Raw genomic sequence first — 16,898 nt, 5'->3', positions numbered from 1 at the left:
TTACTTGGCAATCCAAACAGCTTGTTTGATGCTGATTGGTTTTGGAATGATGCCTTGTTGAGTAAAGATGTCTGCGAGTTGCTGCTGCTCAGCAATCACTTTGCTGTTCAGCGGAGCGGCTGATGAAGGACGAGGACGGCGTTTAATAAATAAGTCACTGGTCGCAGGCTTTAGTCCTGTGCTTTGGCCAATGGCTGTTGCCGTTTCTGTTTGATGGCTTTGAACCCATTTGTCAGCTTGATTGATTTGTTTGATGAGTCCAGAAACAGCTTTCGGATGTTGTTTAACAAAGTCTGGAGCGGCTAAATAAAATGTATAGTTCGGGCTTAAGCCTTTACCTGATGCAAGAATACGAGCTTGATCTTCTAGTTGTGCTGAAGCGAAGTAAGGGTCCCAAATTGCCCATGCATCAACAGCACCTTTTTGAAATGCTGCGCGAGCATCGGCAGGAGTAAGCCAGATTGGAGTAATGTCGCTCCAGTTTAGACCTGCTTTACGTATGGCTTGTACAAGTAAGTAATGTGAACTCGAACCTTTTTGCAGCGCGATGCGTTTGCCTTTAAGATCTTTAAGTTGTTTGAGCTGCGAGTTTTTAGGAACTAAAATTGCCGATGCCAATGGTTTAGCTGCTTCATAGGCAATGTAATATAAAGGCTTACCAGCTGCTTGAGCGTAGACTGGAGGAGTATCCCCAGTAACTCCGACATCAAGGGAACCGACGGCTAAAGCTTCTAAAATTTGTGGGCCAGCAGGGAACTCATTCCAAGAGATTTTGGCATTTGGGAATTCTTGTTCAAATAATTTTTGCTGTTTGGCAATCGCAAAATTAATTGAACTTTTTTGAAAACCGATACGAAGCTCTTTCACCGTTGGGTCAATTGCCCAAGCTGGTGCTGCGATTGTTAAGCCTAATACAGTGACTGCGCTGATGCGTTTAGCTAATTGTGCCCACTGACTCTTATTAAATAATGACTGATGTTGCATATTGATATCCTTGTTCCCCTTGAGGTCAGGCACAGCATTTATATGATTATTTAAGCTGTGCCCAAGCTGGGTTTATTTCAGTTTTAGAATGGCATCTTGAATGGTGAGCTTGTTAGGAATGAGCTTTTGCGCATAAAAGGCATCAGCTACTTGTTGTTGTTCTTGTGCCACCTTGTCAGAGATTGGCTGAACTCCAAAACCCATACGTGAAATGGAAGTTTTGAGTACATCAAACTCAAGTGCTGTAGGTTTTTCGAGTAGTTTCGCAGCTTCATCCTGATGTGAACTCACCCATTCAGTTGTCTGGTTAAGGGTTTGCACAACTGTGCTCAGAACTTTTGGATTATTTTCTGCAAATTTACGGTCAGCTAGATAGAACTGATGATTGCTTACCAAGTTTTCACCAGTCGCTAAAACTCGAGCTTGAATTTGATGTTCAGCTGCTGCAAAGAACGGATCCCAAATGACCCATGCATCTACTGCACCTTTTTCAAAAGCTGCACGAGCGTCTGATGGCGGTAAATAAACAGGTTGAATATCACTTAAGTTTAAGTTGTTGGCTTCTAGAACTTTTAATAATAGGTAATGAACATTCGAACCTTTATTAAGAGCAACACGCTTGCCTTTTAAATCTTGAATAGAGTGGATTGGAGAGTCTTTTTGTACCAATAGTGCTTCAGCTTTGGGTGCAGCAGGTTGGTTTGCGACATAGACTAAATTGGGATTGGCAGCCTGAGCAAAGATGGGTGGTGCTTCACCTGCTTCACCGAGTGAAACGCTCCCTACATTTAAGCCTTCAAGCAATTGAGGTCCAGCAGGAAACTCAACCCATTTTACTTGCACGCCCTGTTCTTTTAGTACTTTTTCTAGGTCACCACGAGCCTTTAAAATAGGAAGAATGCCATATTTTTGATAGCCAATATTTAAAGTTGTGGTGGCCTGTTCCTCTTTTTTGGCACAACCACTTAACATCATCACTCCAGCAAGGCTGGCTGCGATGACTGAATATTTTGCCCATGAAGTGGTGTTGAAAAGTGCCATGAGATTTCGTGCTCCCCGAAAGAGAAAAAGAAAAAATAATTGGATGAGCAGATACCCTAAAGGGATTTTTATTTCAGAAAAAATAAGTATTCGGTCTTTATTTATGCAAAAAAAAGCTAAAAACAATAGGCTATAAACTTATGCAAAAAAGTGATTTATCTAATAGAAATATATTTAATGAATTGCGGGTAAGCTCATGTAAATAAAATAAAAAATATTAAAACATTAAAAAATAGAGATTTAAAAAAAGTACAACCATAAATTAATAGTGTTTATGGATGTACTTTTTTAACTAAGCTTATCTGAAATAAGAATATCTTAAAAAGAGCAAAGGCTAGGGAAGTAGTTTCTTAAAGACTAAAGAATTCCTTTGGTAGTTATAAAGTGCCTGACGGGCATTCGGTAACTCATCCACACTGACCTGATGAAAACCATGTTCTAAAAACCAGTGAGCAGTACGTGTTGTTAAAACGAATAATTGACGAATACCTTGTTCTTTGGCTTTTTCTTCAAGAAATTGCAAAATTTGGCTACCACGGTTTGATTTACGATAACTTGGATGTACTGCAACGCAGGCAATTTCTGCAGAACGAGTTTCGTTAAATTCAGTCGGAATTGGATACAGCGCAGCACACGCTAAAATCATACCGTCGCGTTCAATGACAGCGAACTGGCTGATTTCTTGCTCCAGACGTTCACGTGAACGATAAACCAAGATACCTTCTTCTTCTAAAGGACGTAATAAATTCATTAAACCACCCACATCTTTAATATGGGCCATGCGAACTTCTTCATAATGCGCATCGGTAATCATGGTTCCTATACCATCTCGAGTAAATAACTCTTCGAGAAGGGCGCCATCATAGGCATAGGAAATAAGATGAACGCGGTGTACACCTGATAAAGACGCTTTTTTTGCTTGTTGCAAATGCAAAGTGAGTGTTGGACTGATGGTTTGGTATTGTTGAATATAGTAGTCTAATTGATGTGGGCTTAACTCACGTAATATTTGTTCATCTTCATTCAGAAGACCTTGTTGCTCTCCAAGAAAAATGAGTTTATCTGCTTTTAAATAAGTTGCAGTTTTTGTCGCAACTTCTTCCGCCCGCAAGTTAAAGACTTCGCCTGTAGTGGAATAACCTGTTGGCCCCAGTAGAACAATATTATGATTATCGAGGTGTCGTTCAATTGCATCGGTATCTATTGAACGAACTTCACCTGTAAGCTGGAAATCCATGCCATCACGAATGCCATAAGGTTTAGCAGTCACAAAATTACCCGATACGACATCTATTCGAGCACCGTACATCGGTGAGTTTGCTAAGCCCATAGAAAGCAATGCTTCAATTTCTAGACGAATAGAGCCTACGGCACTCATGACACAGCTTAAAGATTCGCGTGTAGTAATACGGCTGTTGTCATAAAAAGGGGTTTCAATTCCTTTTTCCTTAAGATTTTGATTAATTTGCGGACGTGCGCCGTGCACGAGAATTAAGCGAATACCAAGAGAGTGAAGTAACGCAATATCATGAATGATATGTTCGAAGTTAGGATGACGGACTGCTTCACCACCAAACATCAATACGAATGTTTTATCGCGGTGAGCATTAATGTAGGGTGCTGAGTGTCGAAACCAGTGTACATAATGCTGGGGGTTATTATGCGACTTTTCTAAAGACTTGCTTGGCATACCGATCTCGAATCAACAGCAAAAAGATATAAAGATGATTCTAAACAAAAAAGATTAAAGCCGCATGTTTTAGATAAAAAAACACCCAAATCTAAGTTTGGGTGTTTAAATTTTTTTAAATTAGTGAACTACTCTAATGATTTTATGGCTTTGTTCATTTACCAACACGTAATTTCCATTCACCTTGTACCATTTTTGGTAGCGACCCGGCTTAGTTAATTTTTGATGCTGACGATAGTCAATCACGTAACGTGAGTGTTGATATTCATGGGGTACAACCTGACCTGCTCGCCACACATTACGATGGTCGTCTTTTTTAATTACTTTAACGGTTTTTACTTCATGGTTTTGGTAGTTGCCATGGTGGTTATGATCGTTTGGTGCTGCCATTGCTGTTGTTGCAACTAAACCACTAAGTGAAAGGACAATCGCTGTTGTTAATTTTTTCATTGTAAACCTCGAGTGATGAATTAAATTTCAATAACTAAAGATTAGTGAACAATTACAGATAAATCGTGGAGGCTACGAAGAATAAATGTGAAAACTAACGATGAAATAAGAAGAAATTAAGAAAATATGAAATATTAGAATATAAAAAATCTCTTTATTTTTAAAATATTTAAGCAATAAAAAAAGGATAAAACCACAAGGCTTTATCCTTTTCGCTCAGCGATAGCGAGGTTCTATCGCTTTAAAAACCACGAATACTCACAATGCTATTAGAATCAGTGTCGACTAAAATATAGTCATTGTTGATTTTGTACCATTGTTGGTTTCGGTCTGGTCTTGGCAAGTTACTGTCTTTATAGTCAACTTTATAGCCATTGCCACGATAGTGCTGTGGCATAACATAGCCAGGCTGCCAGCGATGCTGTTTAAGCCGTTCAAAACCACGTTCTTCGCGCATACGACGTTCGTCACGGACACGATCTTCATCATGATCACGTCCAAATCCTGGCCCACGATCGTTCCATTCACCGCGTGGTCCTCCACCTTTAGGACCTTTGGGGCCATGGCCTCTGTCAAAAGGAGGATCAGCAAAGCTCGCCATACTTGTGGTGAGTACGGCTATGGAAAGGGTTAAGATTGTGAACAACTTTTTCATGATGCATCCTCGTTTACATCTGATGTCTCTCATGTTGAATACTCTACGCGCAAAATGCAGAGAAACTGTGAAGATCATTTAATGGTTCAATTAAAATTACGGATAGATCAAGAATTTTTATCAATAATAAAAAAGGCTTGGATATATCTTTTCAGGTATAGGCAAGCCAGATTTGATGATTGGCCGTAATTTAATTTAGCTTTTCATCTTTAACTTTTTAATCCTGTGCATCGATACTTTGACCATTGAGCGCCAAGCTATCTTCACCCATTAAATAGAGATAAGCAGGCAAGATCGACTCTGGTGTAGGTAGTGTTTTCGGATCTTCTTGTGGATAGGCTTTAGCACGCATTGCAGTACGCGTTGCACCTGGATTAATGCAGTTAAAACGGATATTAGGATAAGTATGTTCCGCCGCAAAAATTTTGCTCACCGCTTCAATTGCAATTTTTGAGACAGAATATGCGCCCCATAAAGCACGTGCTTCACGGCCTACACCCGAGCTGGTAAATACGACAGAGGCATTTTCTGATTTTTGCAAAAGTGGTAATAAGGCTTGAGTCAAAGCAAAAGGCGCGCGTAGGTTAACCGCCATGACATCATCCCAAGTTTCGGTTGGATAATGTGCTAGCTCTACGCGTTCACCTAAAATACCTGCATTATGCAAAATACCGTCTAGGCGTCCAAACTGCTTTTCGAGCGTATCGACTAAAAAGTCATAATCACGGTCAGAAGCACTTGAAAGTTGTAATGGTAAAATCGCTGGTTGCGGTGCACCCAGGCTTTCAATTTCATCATAAATAACTTCAAGTTTATTTAAGGTTCTACCATGCAGTACAACGGTTGCACCATGTAGGGCATAAGTCAGAGCGGCAGCTCGCCCAATTCCATCGCCAGCACCGGTGATTAAAATAATTCGATCTTTGAGTAGATCCGGACGAGGTTGGTATTCTGAATATTTCATTGGTAAACCTCCTTCTTTTTATATTGATAAAACAAAGAACTGTTAAAAAAGCCTATAAAACTCTTATGTTAACCTATCATACGCTGATTTTCCTGTAGAGCAGGAAGCTTTTGACGTAACATATGGTGTAATTCTGTCACCGTATTTACAATCGAGTCGGCCTGCCATGCAGCGAGATCATCACGATGTTCGATTGGTAAATAGCCATATGCAGCCAAAATAGTATACATATTGGCATATCGACCAGCATCAATATCACGTGGATGGTCACCCACATAAATAATTTCATTTGCTGGGATATTTAACTGTTTAGCCGCCAAATACATTGGTTCTGGATCTGGCTTAGTTTTACTGACATCTTCAGGACACACCAAAACCGCGCAGCGTTCGGTCAGATTTAACTTTTCTAAAAGAGCTTCACTTAATCCGCGTGGTTTATTGGTCACAATACCCCACGGAATTTGCTGAGCCTCTAACTCTTCTAAAAGTGGATACATGCCTTCAAACAGGTCTGTATCAACCACAATATTATTGCCGTAAATATCTAAAAAGTTTTGTCGATGTGCCAAGAAAATTGGATTGGTCACATCCAGCTCTGGATAGACCAATTTCACCATCGCACGTGCACCTTCAGAAACCTGAGTGCGAATGAGGTCGGCATCAACAACAGGGCGTTTTTCATCACGGCACATTTGCTGAATAATACGAATGAAGTCGGCAGCCGTATCGATAAGAGTACCGTCTAAATCAAATAAAACAGCTTTCATCATGCACCTGTATTTATCGTGTGAACCATATAATTAACGTCAACATTTGGCGCTAACCAGTAATGCTTGGTCAGCGGGTTGTAGTGCAGTCCTGTCATTTCTTTTAGAGTAAGACCTGCATTACGAATGTCATGTGCCATTTCAGATGGTCGAATAAATTTATGATAATCATGTGTACCTTTTGGCAACATGCGTAGTACGTATTCTGCGCCAATAATGGCAAATAAATAAGATTTTGGGTTACGGTTAATAGTTGAGAAGAACACATGGCCACCCGGTTTAACCAAAGCCTGACAAGCTCTTACAATAGATGCTGGATCTGGAACGTGTTCCATCATTTCCATGCAAGTTACCACATCGTATTGACCTGCTTGTTCTTGTGCTAATTCTTCTACAGGAATTTGGCGATATTCAATATTTTGAACATTGTCTTGCTGAGCATGCAAACGGCCAACAGCTAGCGGTGCTTCGCCCATATCAATACCAAGTACATCTGCTCCACGACGTGCCATGCTCTCTGCCAAAATACCGCCACCACAACCGACATCAAGTACTTTCTTACCAGCAAGGCCGCCTACACGCTCATCAATCCAGTTTAAACGTAGTGGATTAATTTGATGAAGTGGGCGAAATTCAGAATGTTGATCCCACCATTTGGCAGCAAGTGCTTCAAACTTTGCGATTTCTTGTAAATCAACATTCAATTGCGACATGGTGCTACCTCTAAACTTGAGTTATCTTTTTGGATATAGTTCGCCGTTAGTGTAGCGATTATTGGGAAAAAAGCGATAAACCCAATAAAAAACTTCACAGAAGCAAAACGAATTTAGCATATTTGTTTTATATTTAGAGCATAAGCTAATGCATAACAACTTAGAGGAAAAGCTGTAGCAATGAAAAAATTGGTTTTGGGTGGTTTAAGCGCAGCAATTATGGCCGTATCGGGTGGTGCAATGGCAGCAGATTTTGTTGCTGGTAAAGACTACACCGTGATTGCCAATCCAGGCAAAGTGGAAGTTCCGGGGAAAATCGAAGTTCGAGAGTTCTTTTGGTATGGATGTCCACACTGTTTTAAACTTGAACCGCATATGCAAACGTGGTTAAAACAGATTCCTAACGATGTGCGTTTTGTACGTACACCAGCTGCAATGAATAAAATGTGGGAACAAGGGGCGCGTACTTATTATACATCTGAGGCATTAGGTGTACGTAAACGCACGCATTTACCATTATTCCATGCGATTCAGGTGAATGGTCAGCAAATTTTTGATCAGGCTTCTGCTGCGAAGTTCTTTACTCGTTATGGCGTGCCTGAACAGAAGTTTAATAGCACTTACAACTCATTTGCCGTGACTGCAAAAGTTGCCGAGTCAAATAAACTTGCTCAACAGTACCAATTAACAGGTGTTCCTGCGGTTGTCGTTAATGGTAAATATGTTGTACAGGGTGAAGATGGTAAAGTTACTCAAGTTCTTAATTATTTAATTGAGAAAGAACGTAAAGCAAAATAAGTTGTTTAGGCTTTACTTCAAAAATGGGCTTCGAATGAAGCCCATTTTTATTTAATTAAAATTTATATCGATGTTTAATTTTTTGTTAATGATCACGAAATATTTCAATTAATTTTTTGGGTTTTCATCTTCAATTTGAAAATTTAAAACATCAAAATTAACAGTTTGAGTGGGCAGTGATAATGCCTGATTAATATATAAATTAATTAATTTTTGGCGAGAACCAATAGAGCGCTGGTAATACGTAGAATTTAAAAGCAGTGATGCACCATAAGTCAGTGACCAAATATAAGACAAATAATCACGAATCGACATATCATAATTTAATGATTTTAAATAATTTTCTGTAATATCTTTAATTGCTAAAATACGCTGTTGGCGGATTTCATAAAGCTCTTCGAAAAGATGCTTCAACTTAGACTCTGTCATTGTCAGATTTTCTTCAAGTTGATGCAATAAAATGGTTTTTCCCGGCGTGAGCAAATGATGAAGCATGTAATGAGGGGCATACTCTTTGAAATCTGTATTATATTTTTTAGAAATTTCTAAAATTTGCTTTTCATTTTGAATAATGAGCTCAAGCAGAAGCTCATTTTTACTTCTAAAATGCTTATAAAGTGTGCCTTTAGCAATATCTAGCTCGGCCACTAACTCATCTAGAGTAATTTCCTGATTGTTTTCTAGTAACAACTTTTCTGCCACGCTTAGAATTTTTTCTTTGCGCATCAAAAACTGTGTATGACGATCAAGATTCATAGGTATTCCCACACCAGTTTGGCCTAACTAATAATTTACTTCCTGTAAAAAAGAAAAAGACTTTTCTCGAAATTTTTAGCCTTTTTCTTTCTCTCTTTACGTATTACCACATAACCTGTTTTTTGTCATTTGCCGCTTCTAACGTTCCCAGTTTGCAATCCCTCTAAAGAGTAAGCGAACTTGTGTAGACGCATTTTCAATAAAGGCAGTTTGTTGCAGCTTGAGCTGATCACCTTGATATTGTTTTGATAGGTTGAGCCATGTCATTGCCCATGTAAATGACATGTTGGTCAAAATAGTGGATAGGACATTTAAGTCTTGAGGTTGTTGAATATGTTTAAAATTTTCGAGTTTAGTCAGATCAGTTGTTAGATCTTCAATCAGAAATTCGATTTCTCTAGCAATGGCTGCACGAACCGTTTCTGAACCGCCCCAACGCTCGGAAATCATAAATTGCCACTGCTTAGGGCTATGATTTACCGCCTGAACAAATAGCTCAATGCTGGTCTGAGTTTTGGTCGATTTATGTTGTAAATAACTTTGACCCAGTTGATGTAAAACACTTTTTAAATGTAGCGCGACTTGGTCAACCAGTTCCTTGCCAAGTTCATCCATATCTTGAAAATGGCGATAGAACGCTGTCGGTACCAAACCAACTTCACGTGCAACTTCACGCAAACTGATACTACTGAACGAGCGCCCAGACGTGCTCAGATGCAAGGCTGCATCTAGAAGTGCTTGACGACTTTGCTGTTTTCGTTCATCCCGTATCGACATTAAAAGAGCCTATTTAAACCGTGAGCCAGAGTCTAACAAAAAAGAGCAAACTTTCATAAAAAAAATAGTGAACAAGTGTTGACTGAGTGAACAGTTATAAATATAGTGTACATATGTTCACTATACGAACATGTGTTCACTCAAATAAATAGCCAGATACAAAAGAGGAACGTATGAACGCAACACTTAGTTATCAGCCACATTTGGTCCGAGAAGATTTCGTTGATTTTGTTTTGCAGAAAATTAACGTGACTTGGGCTTGGAAACGCGTACTTGCAGAAGTTATTGCAGTTCAGTCTCTACATACCGATATGGTGCTTATTAAGCTTAAACCGAATCGTAATTTTAATTTCGATCAGGTACGTGCTGGGCAAAGTATTCTATTAACACTACTGATAGATGGAGTTTACCAACAGCGTAGTTATTCAATTATTGAAGTAACTCCTCAAGGTGAAATCTCTTTAGGTATTAAAGTACAAGGCTTAGTGTCTAGTGCAGTTCAACGATTGCATGTTGGTGAGTGCATTGAGATTTCACAGCCACAAGGTGATTTTACTTTGCACCAAGACCAGCAACCTGCGATTTTAATTGCGTCAGGGAGTGGTATTACTGCAATTTATTCACTGTTGCAGCAAGCTTTGAAGCAGCAGCTTAAACAGATTCATGTCATTTACTTTAATCGTGCAGAAATTTTTCATGCTGAATTAAAAGCTTTGGCAGAAAAGCATCCAGAGCTTCACTATCATTTTTTTAATACAGCCGAGCAAAAGCAGCATTTAACTGAAGACCTATTGCAAAAGTTGGTTCCTGATTACGCACAGACCGCAACGTATGTGTGTGGACACCACGGCATGATGCAACAGGCAAATGAAATTTATGCGCAGCAAAGTGCTCAGTCGCAGCTTCATCAAGAGTTTTTCATGCCTGTTCAAATTGAACAGTCTAATGAAGCACAACCCATCGTATTTCGTCGTTCACAACAAAACTTTATTGCCACGACAACGTTATTAAGCAGTGCAGAGCAGGCTGGTTTACGTCCACAGCATGGTTGTCGTATGGGTGTATGTAACCAATGTACGTGTACCAAAGTCAGTGGTGTTACCCAGAATATATTAACAGGTGAAATTGACGATCAACCAAATCGTGCAATTAAGTTATGCGTGAACCAGGCATTAAGCCCAGTCACTATTGATCTATAAAAACAAACATAAAAGAGATTTGAGGATACCATTATGAATATGGCAGTAGAACTTAAAGCAACATCAAAATCGGCACATTTAACCCCAGAGCAAACAGAAGCTTTTGGTCGCCGTATTGAAGAAATTCGTCTTGAAGTGATGAAAGATCTTGGGGAGCAAGATTCAAAATATATTTACAAAGTACGTAATTTTGTACGCTACACCGAAATTGCATCACGTGGCATGTTGATGTTTGGTGGTTGGATTCCACCTGTATGGTTGTTGGGTATGGCTATGCTAGGCGTATCTAAAATCGTTGAAAACATGGAACTCGGTCATAATGTGATGCATGGTCAGTTTGACTGGTTAAATGATCTGACGCTTAACGGTGCAACCTATGACTGGGATACGGTGTGTACAGGTGAAGACTGGAAATATACCCATAACTATAAGCATCATACCTATACCAATGTGTTTGGCATGGATCATGATATTAGCGGTTATGGTGTGATGCGCATGAGCCGTGAGCAAAAGTGGGAAACCCGTTTTTTATTCAACGTGCCAATGGGTTTTGTATTGTCAACAGGTTTTGAATGGCTACTGGCTTTACAACGTCTAGAAATGGAAAAAGTGTTGTTTGATGGCACCAAAACTTGGAAAGAAGTATATGTAGAATCCAAAAATCTACGTAAAAAAATGGTACGTCAGTTTGGTAAAGATTATGTGCTGTTCCCACTCATTGCAGGACCAATGTTCTTGCCAGTATTGGTTGGTAACTTTTTTGCTAACTTGATCCGTAACTACTGGGCATCGACCGTGATTTATTGTGGCCATTTCACAGAAGACTCTGAAATTATCACTGACAATATTGATAATGAAACCAAAGCAGAGTGGTACTTGCGTCAGATTCGTGGTTCAGCAAACTTTACTGGCGGTAAAATCATGCATTTCTTGAGTGGTAACTTGAGTCATCAAATCGAGCACCATTTGTTTCCCGATGTACCTGCCAACCGCTATCAAGAGATGGCACCTAAAGTACGTGAAGTTTGTGCAGAGTTCGGTCAACAGTACAATACCGCACCCTTTGGATCTCAAATTGTGAGTGTATATAAACGTCTGGCTGTTCACTCTTTGCCTGATAATGTGGTTGATCGTTTGGTGTCGACCAAGCGGACCTTTGTTGAGACAGTGAAAGGCATGTTTGGCAAAGCTGTTTAATTAAAGATAGAGCATTGTTTGAGTTATCAAGCGATGCTCTTTACCAATAAGTAAAAGGGAAAGTACGTGTAATTGAGATATACTACGGTGCAATTATATTTGTGCCATTGTTTTAAGGAATCATTATGCGTATTGACCAAAGAGCATTAGACCAGTTACGTGAAGTAAAAATTACACGCAACTATACCCGTTACGCAGAAGGTTCAGTTCTGGTTGAGTTTGGTCATACCAAAGTATTGTGTACTGCAAGTATCGATAATTCAGTGCCACGATTTTTAAAAGGAAAAGGACAGGGCTGGGTTACTGCTGAATATGGCATGTTACCGCGTTCAACCCATACTCGTAGTGACCGTGAAGCAGCACGTGGTAAACAGTCGGGCCGAACACAGGAAATCCAACGTCTGATTGGTCGTAGCCTACGTGCCATGGTGGATTTGAAAAAATTGGGTGAGAACACGATTACAGTTGACTGTGATGTGATTCAAGCTGATGGCGGGACACGAACAGCAGCCATCACTGGTGCAGCTGTTGCTTTGGTTGATGCGATGAATGTATTGCTCAGCAACAAAAAAATTAAACAAGATCCACTAAAAAGTTTAGTGGCAGCAATCTCTGTTGGTATTTATCAAGACGAAGTATTACTTGATCTTTGCTATGAAGAAGATTCGAACTGTCAAACTGACTTAAACGTGGTGATGACACAAGCTGGCGAATTTATTGAAATTCAAGGTACAGCTGAAGATAAACCATTTACTCGTGCACAAAGCAATGACATGTTAGAAATGGCTGAAAAAGGAATTGCCGAGCTGATTAAAAAGCAACAAGAAGCTTTAGGCTGGTAATTTTAGGCTTTCTAAAAAAACGCATCTTCGGATGCGTTTTTTTATGTCTTCATCAAATCGACATAAAAACATCACCTGCCTGTCACTTTTTCACTTTATTAGTAGTTCGCATTTAAACCGTTTGGAAAAAACCAATGCGAAAACTTTCACTTCTATTAATTACTTCTTTAGCACTTCTGCTCAGTGCTTGTAACGATGATAACGACTCAGATAATTCATCGCCAACAACACCGCCAACCAGTAATTGCAAAATGCACTGTGCACCATAATAAGAACTTAGGATAGAACTAATGAATCGTCGCGAATTTCTTTTAAATTCTACAAAAACAATGTTTGGGACAGCTGCTTTGGCGAGTTTCCCTCTGAGTATTCAAAAAGCCCTTGCAATTGATGCTAAGGTTGAAAATGGGACTATTCAAGATGTTAAACACATCGTGATTTTGACTCAGGAAAACCGCTCATTCGATAATTATTTCGGAACACTAAAAGGCGTGCGTGGTTTCGGTGACCGCTTTACTATTCCAATGACGGAAGGGCGAAAAGTATGGGAGCAATATGATGCTAATAAAAAGAAAGTATTGCCTTACCATTTAGACAGCCGTTTAGGAAACGCACAGCGTGTTACTGGTACAAATCATTCATGGTCAGATGGTCAAGGAGCTTGGGACAATGGTCGTATGAGTGATTGGGTCGCGCATAAAAAACCACAGTCGATGGGCTACTACAAAAAACAAGAAGTCGAATATCAGTTTGCTTTAGCCAATGCTTTTACGATTTGTGATGCCTACCACTGTGCTATGCATGCGGGAACTAATCCAAACCGTAAATTTATCTGGACGGGAACCAATGGCCCTACAGGTGCAGGTGTAGCTAGTGTGGTAAATGAATTTGATGGGATTGGGCCATCAACAGAAGGTTATGAATGGACGACTTATCCTGAGCGCTTACAGCAGGCTGGGGTGACATGGAAAGTTTATCAAAACATGCCAGATAACTTTACCGATAACCCGCTTGCAGGCTTTAAACAATATCGCCGTGCAAACGAACAATCTGGTCAACCTGTCAGTAACGACACGCCGACATGCCCTGCATACGATGAAAAAATCGATGCAACACAGCCGCTTTATAAGGGTATTGCTAACACAATGCCCGATGGTGGTTTTTTGGGAACCTTTAAAGCTGATATTGCACAAGGTAAATTGCCGCAAGTGAGTTGGTTAGTCGCTCCTGCGACCTATAGCGAACACCCCGGACCATCTAGTCCTGTGCAGGGCGCTTGGTATATGCAGGAAGTATTAAATGCATTAACTGAAAATCCTGAACTGTGGAGCCAAACCGTTTTATTGGTGAATTTTGATGAGAATGATGGTTTCTTTGACCATATTCCTTCACCAAGTGCACCGTCTAAAGATGAAACGGGTGTAGTTCAAGGGAAAACGACATTAAGTGATCAACAAGTATCTTATGAATACTTTAACCATCCAGCAGTAGCGACTTCAAAATCTCAACCTGCAACAGACGGGCGGGTGTATGGGCCTGGGGTACGCGTTCCAATGTATGTGATTTCTCCGTGGAGCCGTGGTGGCTGGGTGAATTCACAAGTCTTTGACCATACCTCTATTTTACAATTCTTAGAAAAACGTTTTGGTGTGCAAGAGCCAAATATTAGTCCATATCGCCGTGCCGTATGTGGTGACTTAACGACAGCTTTTGATTTTAAAACACCGAATATTTTGCCTGTCGCTGAACTAAATGGGAAAAAAACAAAAGCTGAGGCCGATGCGATTCGTGTTGCTCAAGAGCTATTGCTGCAAGTTCCGATTCCAAACCAACAGGAATTTGCACAGCAGGAAATGGGAATTAGACCATCGCGTGCTTTGCCATATATTTTGCACACCAGTGCCAAAGTCGATGCAGCACAAAAGACTGTAAAGCTGATGTTCTCAAATACTGGCAAGCAGGCAGCTGTTTTTCATGTGTATAACCGATTAGATCTTACGGTAGCTCCTCGTCGTTACATGGTTGAGGCGGGTAAACAGCTTGATGATGTATGGAATACTATAAATGGACAGTACGATTTATGGGTGCTCGGTCCAAATGGTTTCCACCGCGCGTTTAAAGGTAATTTAAGCCAAGCCAACCAAACTCAAGCATTGCCAGAAATTAGAGTCTGTGTGGAAGAGTGTGATGCGAATTTGTATTTAAAAGTGCGTCACGATGGTAATAAGTCAGTTAAGCTCACAGTCAAAGCAAATGCTTATTTTCCAAATAAGACATGGGCTATAGAAACGAATAGTTCTGAAAAAGAACTGGTTTGGGATATGTCTGAATTTGGAGGTTGGTACGACTTCACTGTGACCTTAGCTGATGATGCTACTTTCAGCCGCCGTTTTGCGGGTCGTATAGAAACTCAAGAAGATTCAATTTCTGATCCGTATATGGGTTATGTAGAGTCTTAAGCTGGTAAGTTTTTCCCTTAATGAGGGTATTGGAATTTATTCCTCATTAGCTGGTGCTAAAAGTCATCTGCAACCTGTCTATAATCTATAAGGATCTTATTTTTGCAACAAAATAGGATAAAGGATGAAAGTGGGCAGGTTTTGCAGATGGCAATGCCTTTTGCCTTGCATGGCTTTAGTCGCCATTCAGGGCAAAACCAAAGTAACAGAATTAGCTGTTGGCAAAAAAAATCTAGACGGTAAGACTCCGTCGTGTAGGTTGATAAAGAGAAACAAGATATTCCTGTCACGATAGTAAATACAGGGTTTAGGCTGTTGATATAAAACTTTATTTGCGGGTGAGGCTGTTGTACCGATGAATAATAAAAATAAAGACTTACCTTTTGTAACAGAATCTCCTAAGCCTCGTCATATTTATCTTTTACCTTGGAACCCTGATTTTTTTAAAGCGATGGGGAAAATTTATGCTACAAGGTTTTATTGTATTATTAGCAGTAGTTACATTTGTTTTAATGGCTGCTGACCCACGAGATAATGGGGCACAAGCGACTCAGTCAGCATGGCAAAAAACACAAGCCACGGATATGACCAAGTCGCAAAAAAATACTAATAATGACGCAGATTTTATTTAAGCATTAAAACGCATTGATAAATCAACAGCTCTAACATCTTTAGTCAGCACACCCATAGAAATGTAGTCAACACCAGTGGTGGCAACTTCGCGCAAGTTTTCAATGGTGATATTGCCTGATGCTTCGAGCTTACAGCGGCCAGCAACATGTTTTACAGCATCAATCATTTGTTGTTGACTGAAGTTGTCGAGCATCACAATGTCTGCACCTGCTTCAAGCGCTTGATTTAACTCATCCCAAGTTTCAACTTCGACTTCAACAGGTTTACCCGGTGCAATTTGATGTGCTTGTGCAATTGCCTGAGCAATACCGCCCGCTGCCATAATGTGATTTTCTTTAATTAAGAATGCATCAAATAAACCGAGACGATGGTTCTGTCCGCCACCAATAGCCACAGCATATTTCTGTGCAATACGTAAGCCTGGTAAGGTTTTACGTGTATCGAGAAGTTTTGTATTTAAACCTTCAAGCTGTTGAACGTATTCAGCAGTTTTTGTTGCAACCGCAGATAAAGTTTGAATAAAGTTTAAAGCAGGACGCTCTACAGTAAGTAAGCTACGTGCAGAACCGGCAAGTTTTAAAAATGCTTCGTTTGCAGCAACACGTTCACCTTCTTGTTTTAACCAAGTCACCTGAACGGTATTGTCATAAGCTGAGATGAGTGCATTGACCCAAGGTTGTCCAGTTAAAACCATATGTTCACGGCTAATAATGGTCGCGGTTGCCTGCTCATCTTCAGGCGTGAGCATAGCGGTAATATCGCCGTCCCCAATATCTTCTTGTAATGCTTGTTGAATATTGATTTGAATTGATTGTTCAAGCAAAGACTGAGGTATGCTCATACGGTTTCCATTTTGTAGATGACCCTAAAACTTGCGATATATTAGCACCGTCGACTTTAAAAATAAGCTGTTTTATGAGATTAATCGTGATAAACAATCGCATTTACTGCTTTGCAAAGTAGATAACTGCTT

18 protein-coding genes are annotated in these 16,898 nt (G+C 40.0%); 7 read left to right on the top strand and 11 right to left on the bottom strand.

Annotated elements, in window-relative coordinates; translation table 11 throughout:
* From MMY79_RS19165 to ubiG, 8 genes are all read right to left on the bottom strand, one after another.
* The gene (locus MMY79_RS19165) at positions 1-984 is read right to left on the bottom strand and encodes a sulfonate ABC transporter substrate-binding protein (RefSeq protein ID WP_252611018.1); all 984 of its coding nucleotides are present in this window, start codon (positions 982-984) and stop codon (positions 1-3) included.
* Positions 985-1,056: 72 nt separating this feature from the next.
* Positions 1,057-2,025: a sulfonate ABC transporter substrate-binding protein gene (locus tag MMY79_RS19160; protein ID WP_252611016.1), complete on the bottom strand. Its 969-nt coding sequence runs from the start codon at positions 2,023-2,025 to the stop codon at positions 1,057-1,059.
* 334 nt (positions 2,026-2,359) lie between these two features.
* Positions 2,360-3,715 (bottom strand): amino-acid N-acetyltransferase, encoded by a 1,356-nt coding sequence (argA, locus tag MMY79_RS19155; RefSeq protein ID WP_252611014.1) that lies wholly within the window; start codon positions 3,713-3,715, stop codon positions 2,360-2,362.
* Between the two features lie 120 nt (positions 3,716-3,835).
* Positions 3,836-4,165 carry an RcnB family protein gene (locus tag MMY79_RS19150; RefSeq protein WP_016139689.1) on the bottom strand — a complete coding sequence of 110 codons (330 nt, stop codon included), beginning with the start codon at positions 4,163-4,165 and terminating at the stop codon, positions 3,836-3,838.
* A 241-nt stretch (positions 4,166-4,406) separates the two neighbouring features.
* Complete coding sequence (locus MMY79_RS19145) at positions 4,407-4,820, bottom strand: RcnB family protein (RefSeq protein ID WP_016139688.1); 414 nt, start codon at positions 4,818-4,820, stop codon at positions 4,407-4,409.
* A 217-nt stretch (positions 4,821-5,037) separates the two neighbouring features.
* A complete protein-coding gene (locus tag MMY79_RS19140; protein WP_004795498.1) occupies positions 5,038-5,784 on the bottom strand; it encodes a YciK family oxidoreductase in 747 nt (248 codons plus the stop codon).
* Positions 5,785-5,852: 68 nt separating this feature from the next.
* Positions 5,853-6,554, bottom strand: coding sequence for an HAD-IA family hydrolase (locus MMY79_RS19135; RefSeq protein WP_252611012.1), 702 nt, complete (start codon positions 6,552-6,554; stop codon positions 5,853-5,855).
* Complete coding sequence (gene ubiG, locus MMY79_RS19130) at positions 6,551-7,264, bottom strand: bifunctional 2-polyprenyl-6-hydroxyphenol methylase/3-demethylubiquinol 3-O-methyltransferase UbiG (protein WP_003655787.1); 714 nt, start codon at positions 7,262-7,264, stop codon at positions 6,551-6,553. Before ubiG ends, MMY79_RS19135 begins: the two co-directional genes overlap by 4 nt.
* A gap of 180 nt (positions 7,265-7,444) precedes the next feature.
* On the opposite strand from ubiG, the gene MMY79_RS19125 reads away from it, so the two are divergent.
* Positions 7,445-8,062, top strand: a complete 618-nt coding sequence (locus tag MMY79_RS19125) for a thiol:disulfide interchange protein DsbA/DsbL (protein ID WP_016139684.1) — start codon at positions 7,445-7,447, stop codon at positions 8,060-8,062.
* A 108-nt stretch (positions 8,063-8,170) separates the two neighbouring features.
* Here MMY79_RS19125 and MMY79_RS19120 read toward each other — a convergent pair whose 3' ends face one another.
* Both MMY79_RS19120 and MMY79_RS19115 read right to left on the bottom strand, forming a co-directional pair.
* A complete protein-coding gene (locus MMY79_RS19120; RefSeq protein ID WP_005037677.1) occupies positions 8,171-8,818 on the bottom strand; it encodes a TetR/AcrR family transcriptional regulator in 648 nt (215 codons plus the stop codon).
* A 138-nt stretch (positions 8,819-8,956) separates the two neighbouring features.
* Positions 8,957-9,595, bottom strand: coding sequence for a TetR family transcriptional regulator (locus tag MMY79_RS19115; RefSeq protein WP_252611010.1), 639 nt, complete (start codon positions 9,593-9,595; stop codon positions 8,957-8,959).
* A 173-nt stretch (positions 9,596-9,768) separates the two neighbouring features.
* Between MMY79_RS19115 and MMY79_RS19110 the strand changes: the two genes are divergently transcribed.
* From MMY79_RS19110 to MMY79_RS19090, 6 genes are all read left to right on the top strand, one after another.
* A complete protein-coding gene (locus MMY79_RS19110) occupies positions 9,769-10,794 on the top strand; it encodes a ferredoxin reductase (RefSeq protein ID WP_252611008.1) in 1,026 nt (341 codons plus the stop codon).
* Between the two features lie 33 nt (positions 10,795-10,827).
* Entirely contained in the window at positions 10,828-11,991 is a 1,164-nt protein-coding gene (locus MMY79_RS19105) for an acyl-CoA desaturase (protein ID WP_252611006.1), read from the top strand.
* Positions 11,992-12,116: 125 nt separating this feature from the next.
* Positions 12,117-12,833, top strand: a complete 717-nt coding sequence (gene rph, locus MMY79_RS19100; RefSeq protein ID WP_016139679.1) for a ribonuclease PH — start codon at positions 12,117-12,119, stop codon at positions 12,831-12,833.
* 134 nt (positions 12,834-12,967) lie between these two features.
* Complete coding sequence (locus MMY79_RS19435; RefSeq protein ID WP_262409250.1) at positions 12,968-13,102, top strand: hypothetical protein; 135 nt, start codon at positions 12,968-12,970, stop codon at positions 13,100-13,102.
* Positions 13,103-13,123: 21 nt separating this feature from the next.
* Entirely contained in the window at positions 13,124-15,292 is a 2,169-nt protein-coding gene (locus MMY79_RS19095) for a phosphocholine-specific phospholipase C (RefSeq protein ID WP_252611004.1), read from the top strand.
* Positions 15,293-15,756: 464 nt separating this feature from the next.
* Complete coding sequence (locus MMY79_RS19090; protein WP_252611002.1) at positions 15,757-15,924, top strand: hypothetical protein; 168 nt, start codon at positions 15,757-15,759, stop codon at positions 15,922-15,924.
* Here the strand turns inward: MMY79_RS19090 and nadC are convergent.
* Positions 15,921-16,766 (bottom strand): carboxylating nicotinate-nucleotide diphosphorylase, encoded by an 846-nt coding sequence (gene nadC / locus MMY79_RS19085; protein ID WP_252610999.1) that lies wholly within the window; start codon positions 16,764-16,766, stop codon positions 15,921-15,923. The two genes, MMY79_RS19090 and nadC, sit on opposite strands and share 4 nt — an antisense overlap.
* Positions 16,767-16,898: the final 132 nt, after the last annotated feature.

Source organism: Acinetobacter sp. XS-4 (assembly GCF_023920705.1).
Classification (GTDB): domain Bacteria; phylum Pseudomonadota; class Gammaproteobacteria; order Pseudomonadales; family Moraxellaceae; genus Acinetobacter.
This window is presented reverse-complemented; position numbering and strand designations above follow the sequence as displayed.

What these genes read in the sequence shown, in the direction of transcription:
- MMY79_RS19115 (WP_252611010.1), bottom strand. Translation starts at nt 9,595, where the DNA reads ATGTCGATACGGGATGAACGAAAACAGCAAAGTCGTCAAGCACTTCTA.
- argA (WP_252611014.1), bottom strand. Translation starts at nt 3,715, where the DNA reads ATGCCAAGCAAGTCTTTAGAAAAGTCGCATAATAACCCCCAGCATTAT.
- MMY79_RS19095 (WP_252611004.1), top strand. Translation starts at nt 13,124, where the DNA reads ATGAATCGTCGCGAATTTCTTTTAAATTCTACAAAAACAATGTTTGGG.
- MMY79_RS19145 (WP_016139688.1), bottom strand. Translation starts at nt 4,820, where the DNA reads ATGAAAAAGTTGTTCACAATCTTAACCCTTTCCATAGCCGTACTCACC.
- MMY79_RS19105 (WP_252611006.1), top strand. Translation starts at nt 10,828, where the DNA reads ATGAATATGGCAGTAGAACTTAAAGCAACATCAAAATCGGCACATTTA.
- MMY79_RS19435 (WP_262409250.1), top strand. Translation starts at nt 12,968, where the DNA reads ATGCGAAAACTTTCACTTCTATTAATTACTTCTTTAGCACTTCTGCTC.
- MMY79_RS19135 (WP_252611012.1), bottom strand. Translation starts at nt 6,554, where the DNA reads ATGATGAAAGCTGTTTTATTTGATTTAGACGGTACTCTTATCGATACG.
- MMY79_RS19120 (WP_005037677.1), bottom strand. Translation starts at nt 8,818, where the DNA reads ATGAATCTTGATCGTCATACACAGTTTTTGATGCGCAAAGAAAAAATT.
- MMY79_RS19090 (WP_252611002.1), top strand. Translation starts at nt 15,757, where the DNA reads ATGCTACAAGGTTTTATTGTATTATTAGCAGTAGTTACATTTGTTTTA.
- ubiG (WP_003655787.1), bottom strand. Translation starts at nt 7,264, where the DNA reads ATGTCGCAATTGAATGTTGATTTACAAGAAATCGCAAAGTTTGAAGCA.
- nadC (WP_252610999.1), bottom strand. Translation starts at nt 16,766, where the DNA reads ATGAGCATACCTCAGTCTTTGCTTGAACAATCAATTCAAATCAATATT.
- MMY79_RS19125 (WP_016139684.1), top strand. Translation starts at nt 7,445, where the DNA reads ATGAAAAAATTGGTTTTGGGTGGTTTAAGCGCAGCAATTATGGCCGTA.
- rph (WP_016139679.1), top strand. Translation starts at nt 12,117, where the DNA reads ATGCGTATTGACCAAAGAGCATTAGACCAGTTACGTGAAGTAAAAATT.
- MMY79_RS19160 (WP_252611016.1), bottom strand. Translation starts at nt 2,025, where the DNA reads ATGGCACTTTTCAACACCACTTCATGGGCAAAATATTCAGTCATCGCA.
- MMY79_RS19150 (WP_016139689.1), bottom strand. Translation starts at nt 4,165, where the DNA reads ATGAAAAAATTAACAACAGCGATTGTCCTTTCACTTAGTGGTTTAGTT.
- MMY79_RS19140 (WP_004795498.1), bottom strand. Translation starts at nt 5,784, where the DNA reads ATGAAATATTCAGAATACCAACCTCGTCCGGATCTACTCAAAGATCGA.
- MMY79_RS19110 (WP_252611008.1), top strand. Translation starts at nt 9,769, where the DNA reads ATGAACGCAACACTTAGTTATCAGCCACATTTGGTCCGAGAAGATTTC.
- MMY79_RS19165 (WP_252611018.1), bottom strand. Translation starts at nt 984, where the DNA reads ATGCAACATCAGTCATTATTTAATAAGAGTCAGTGGGCACAATTAGCT.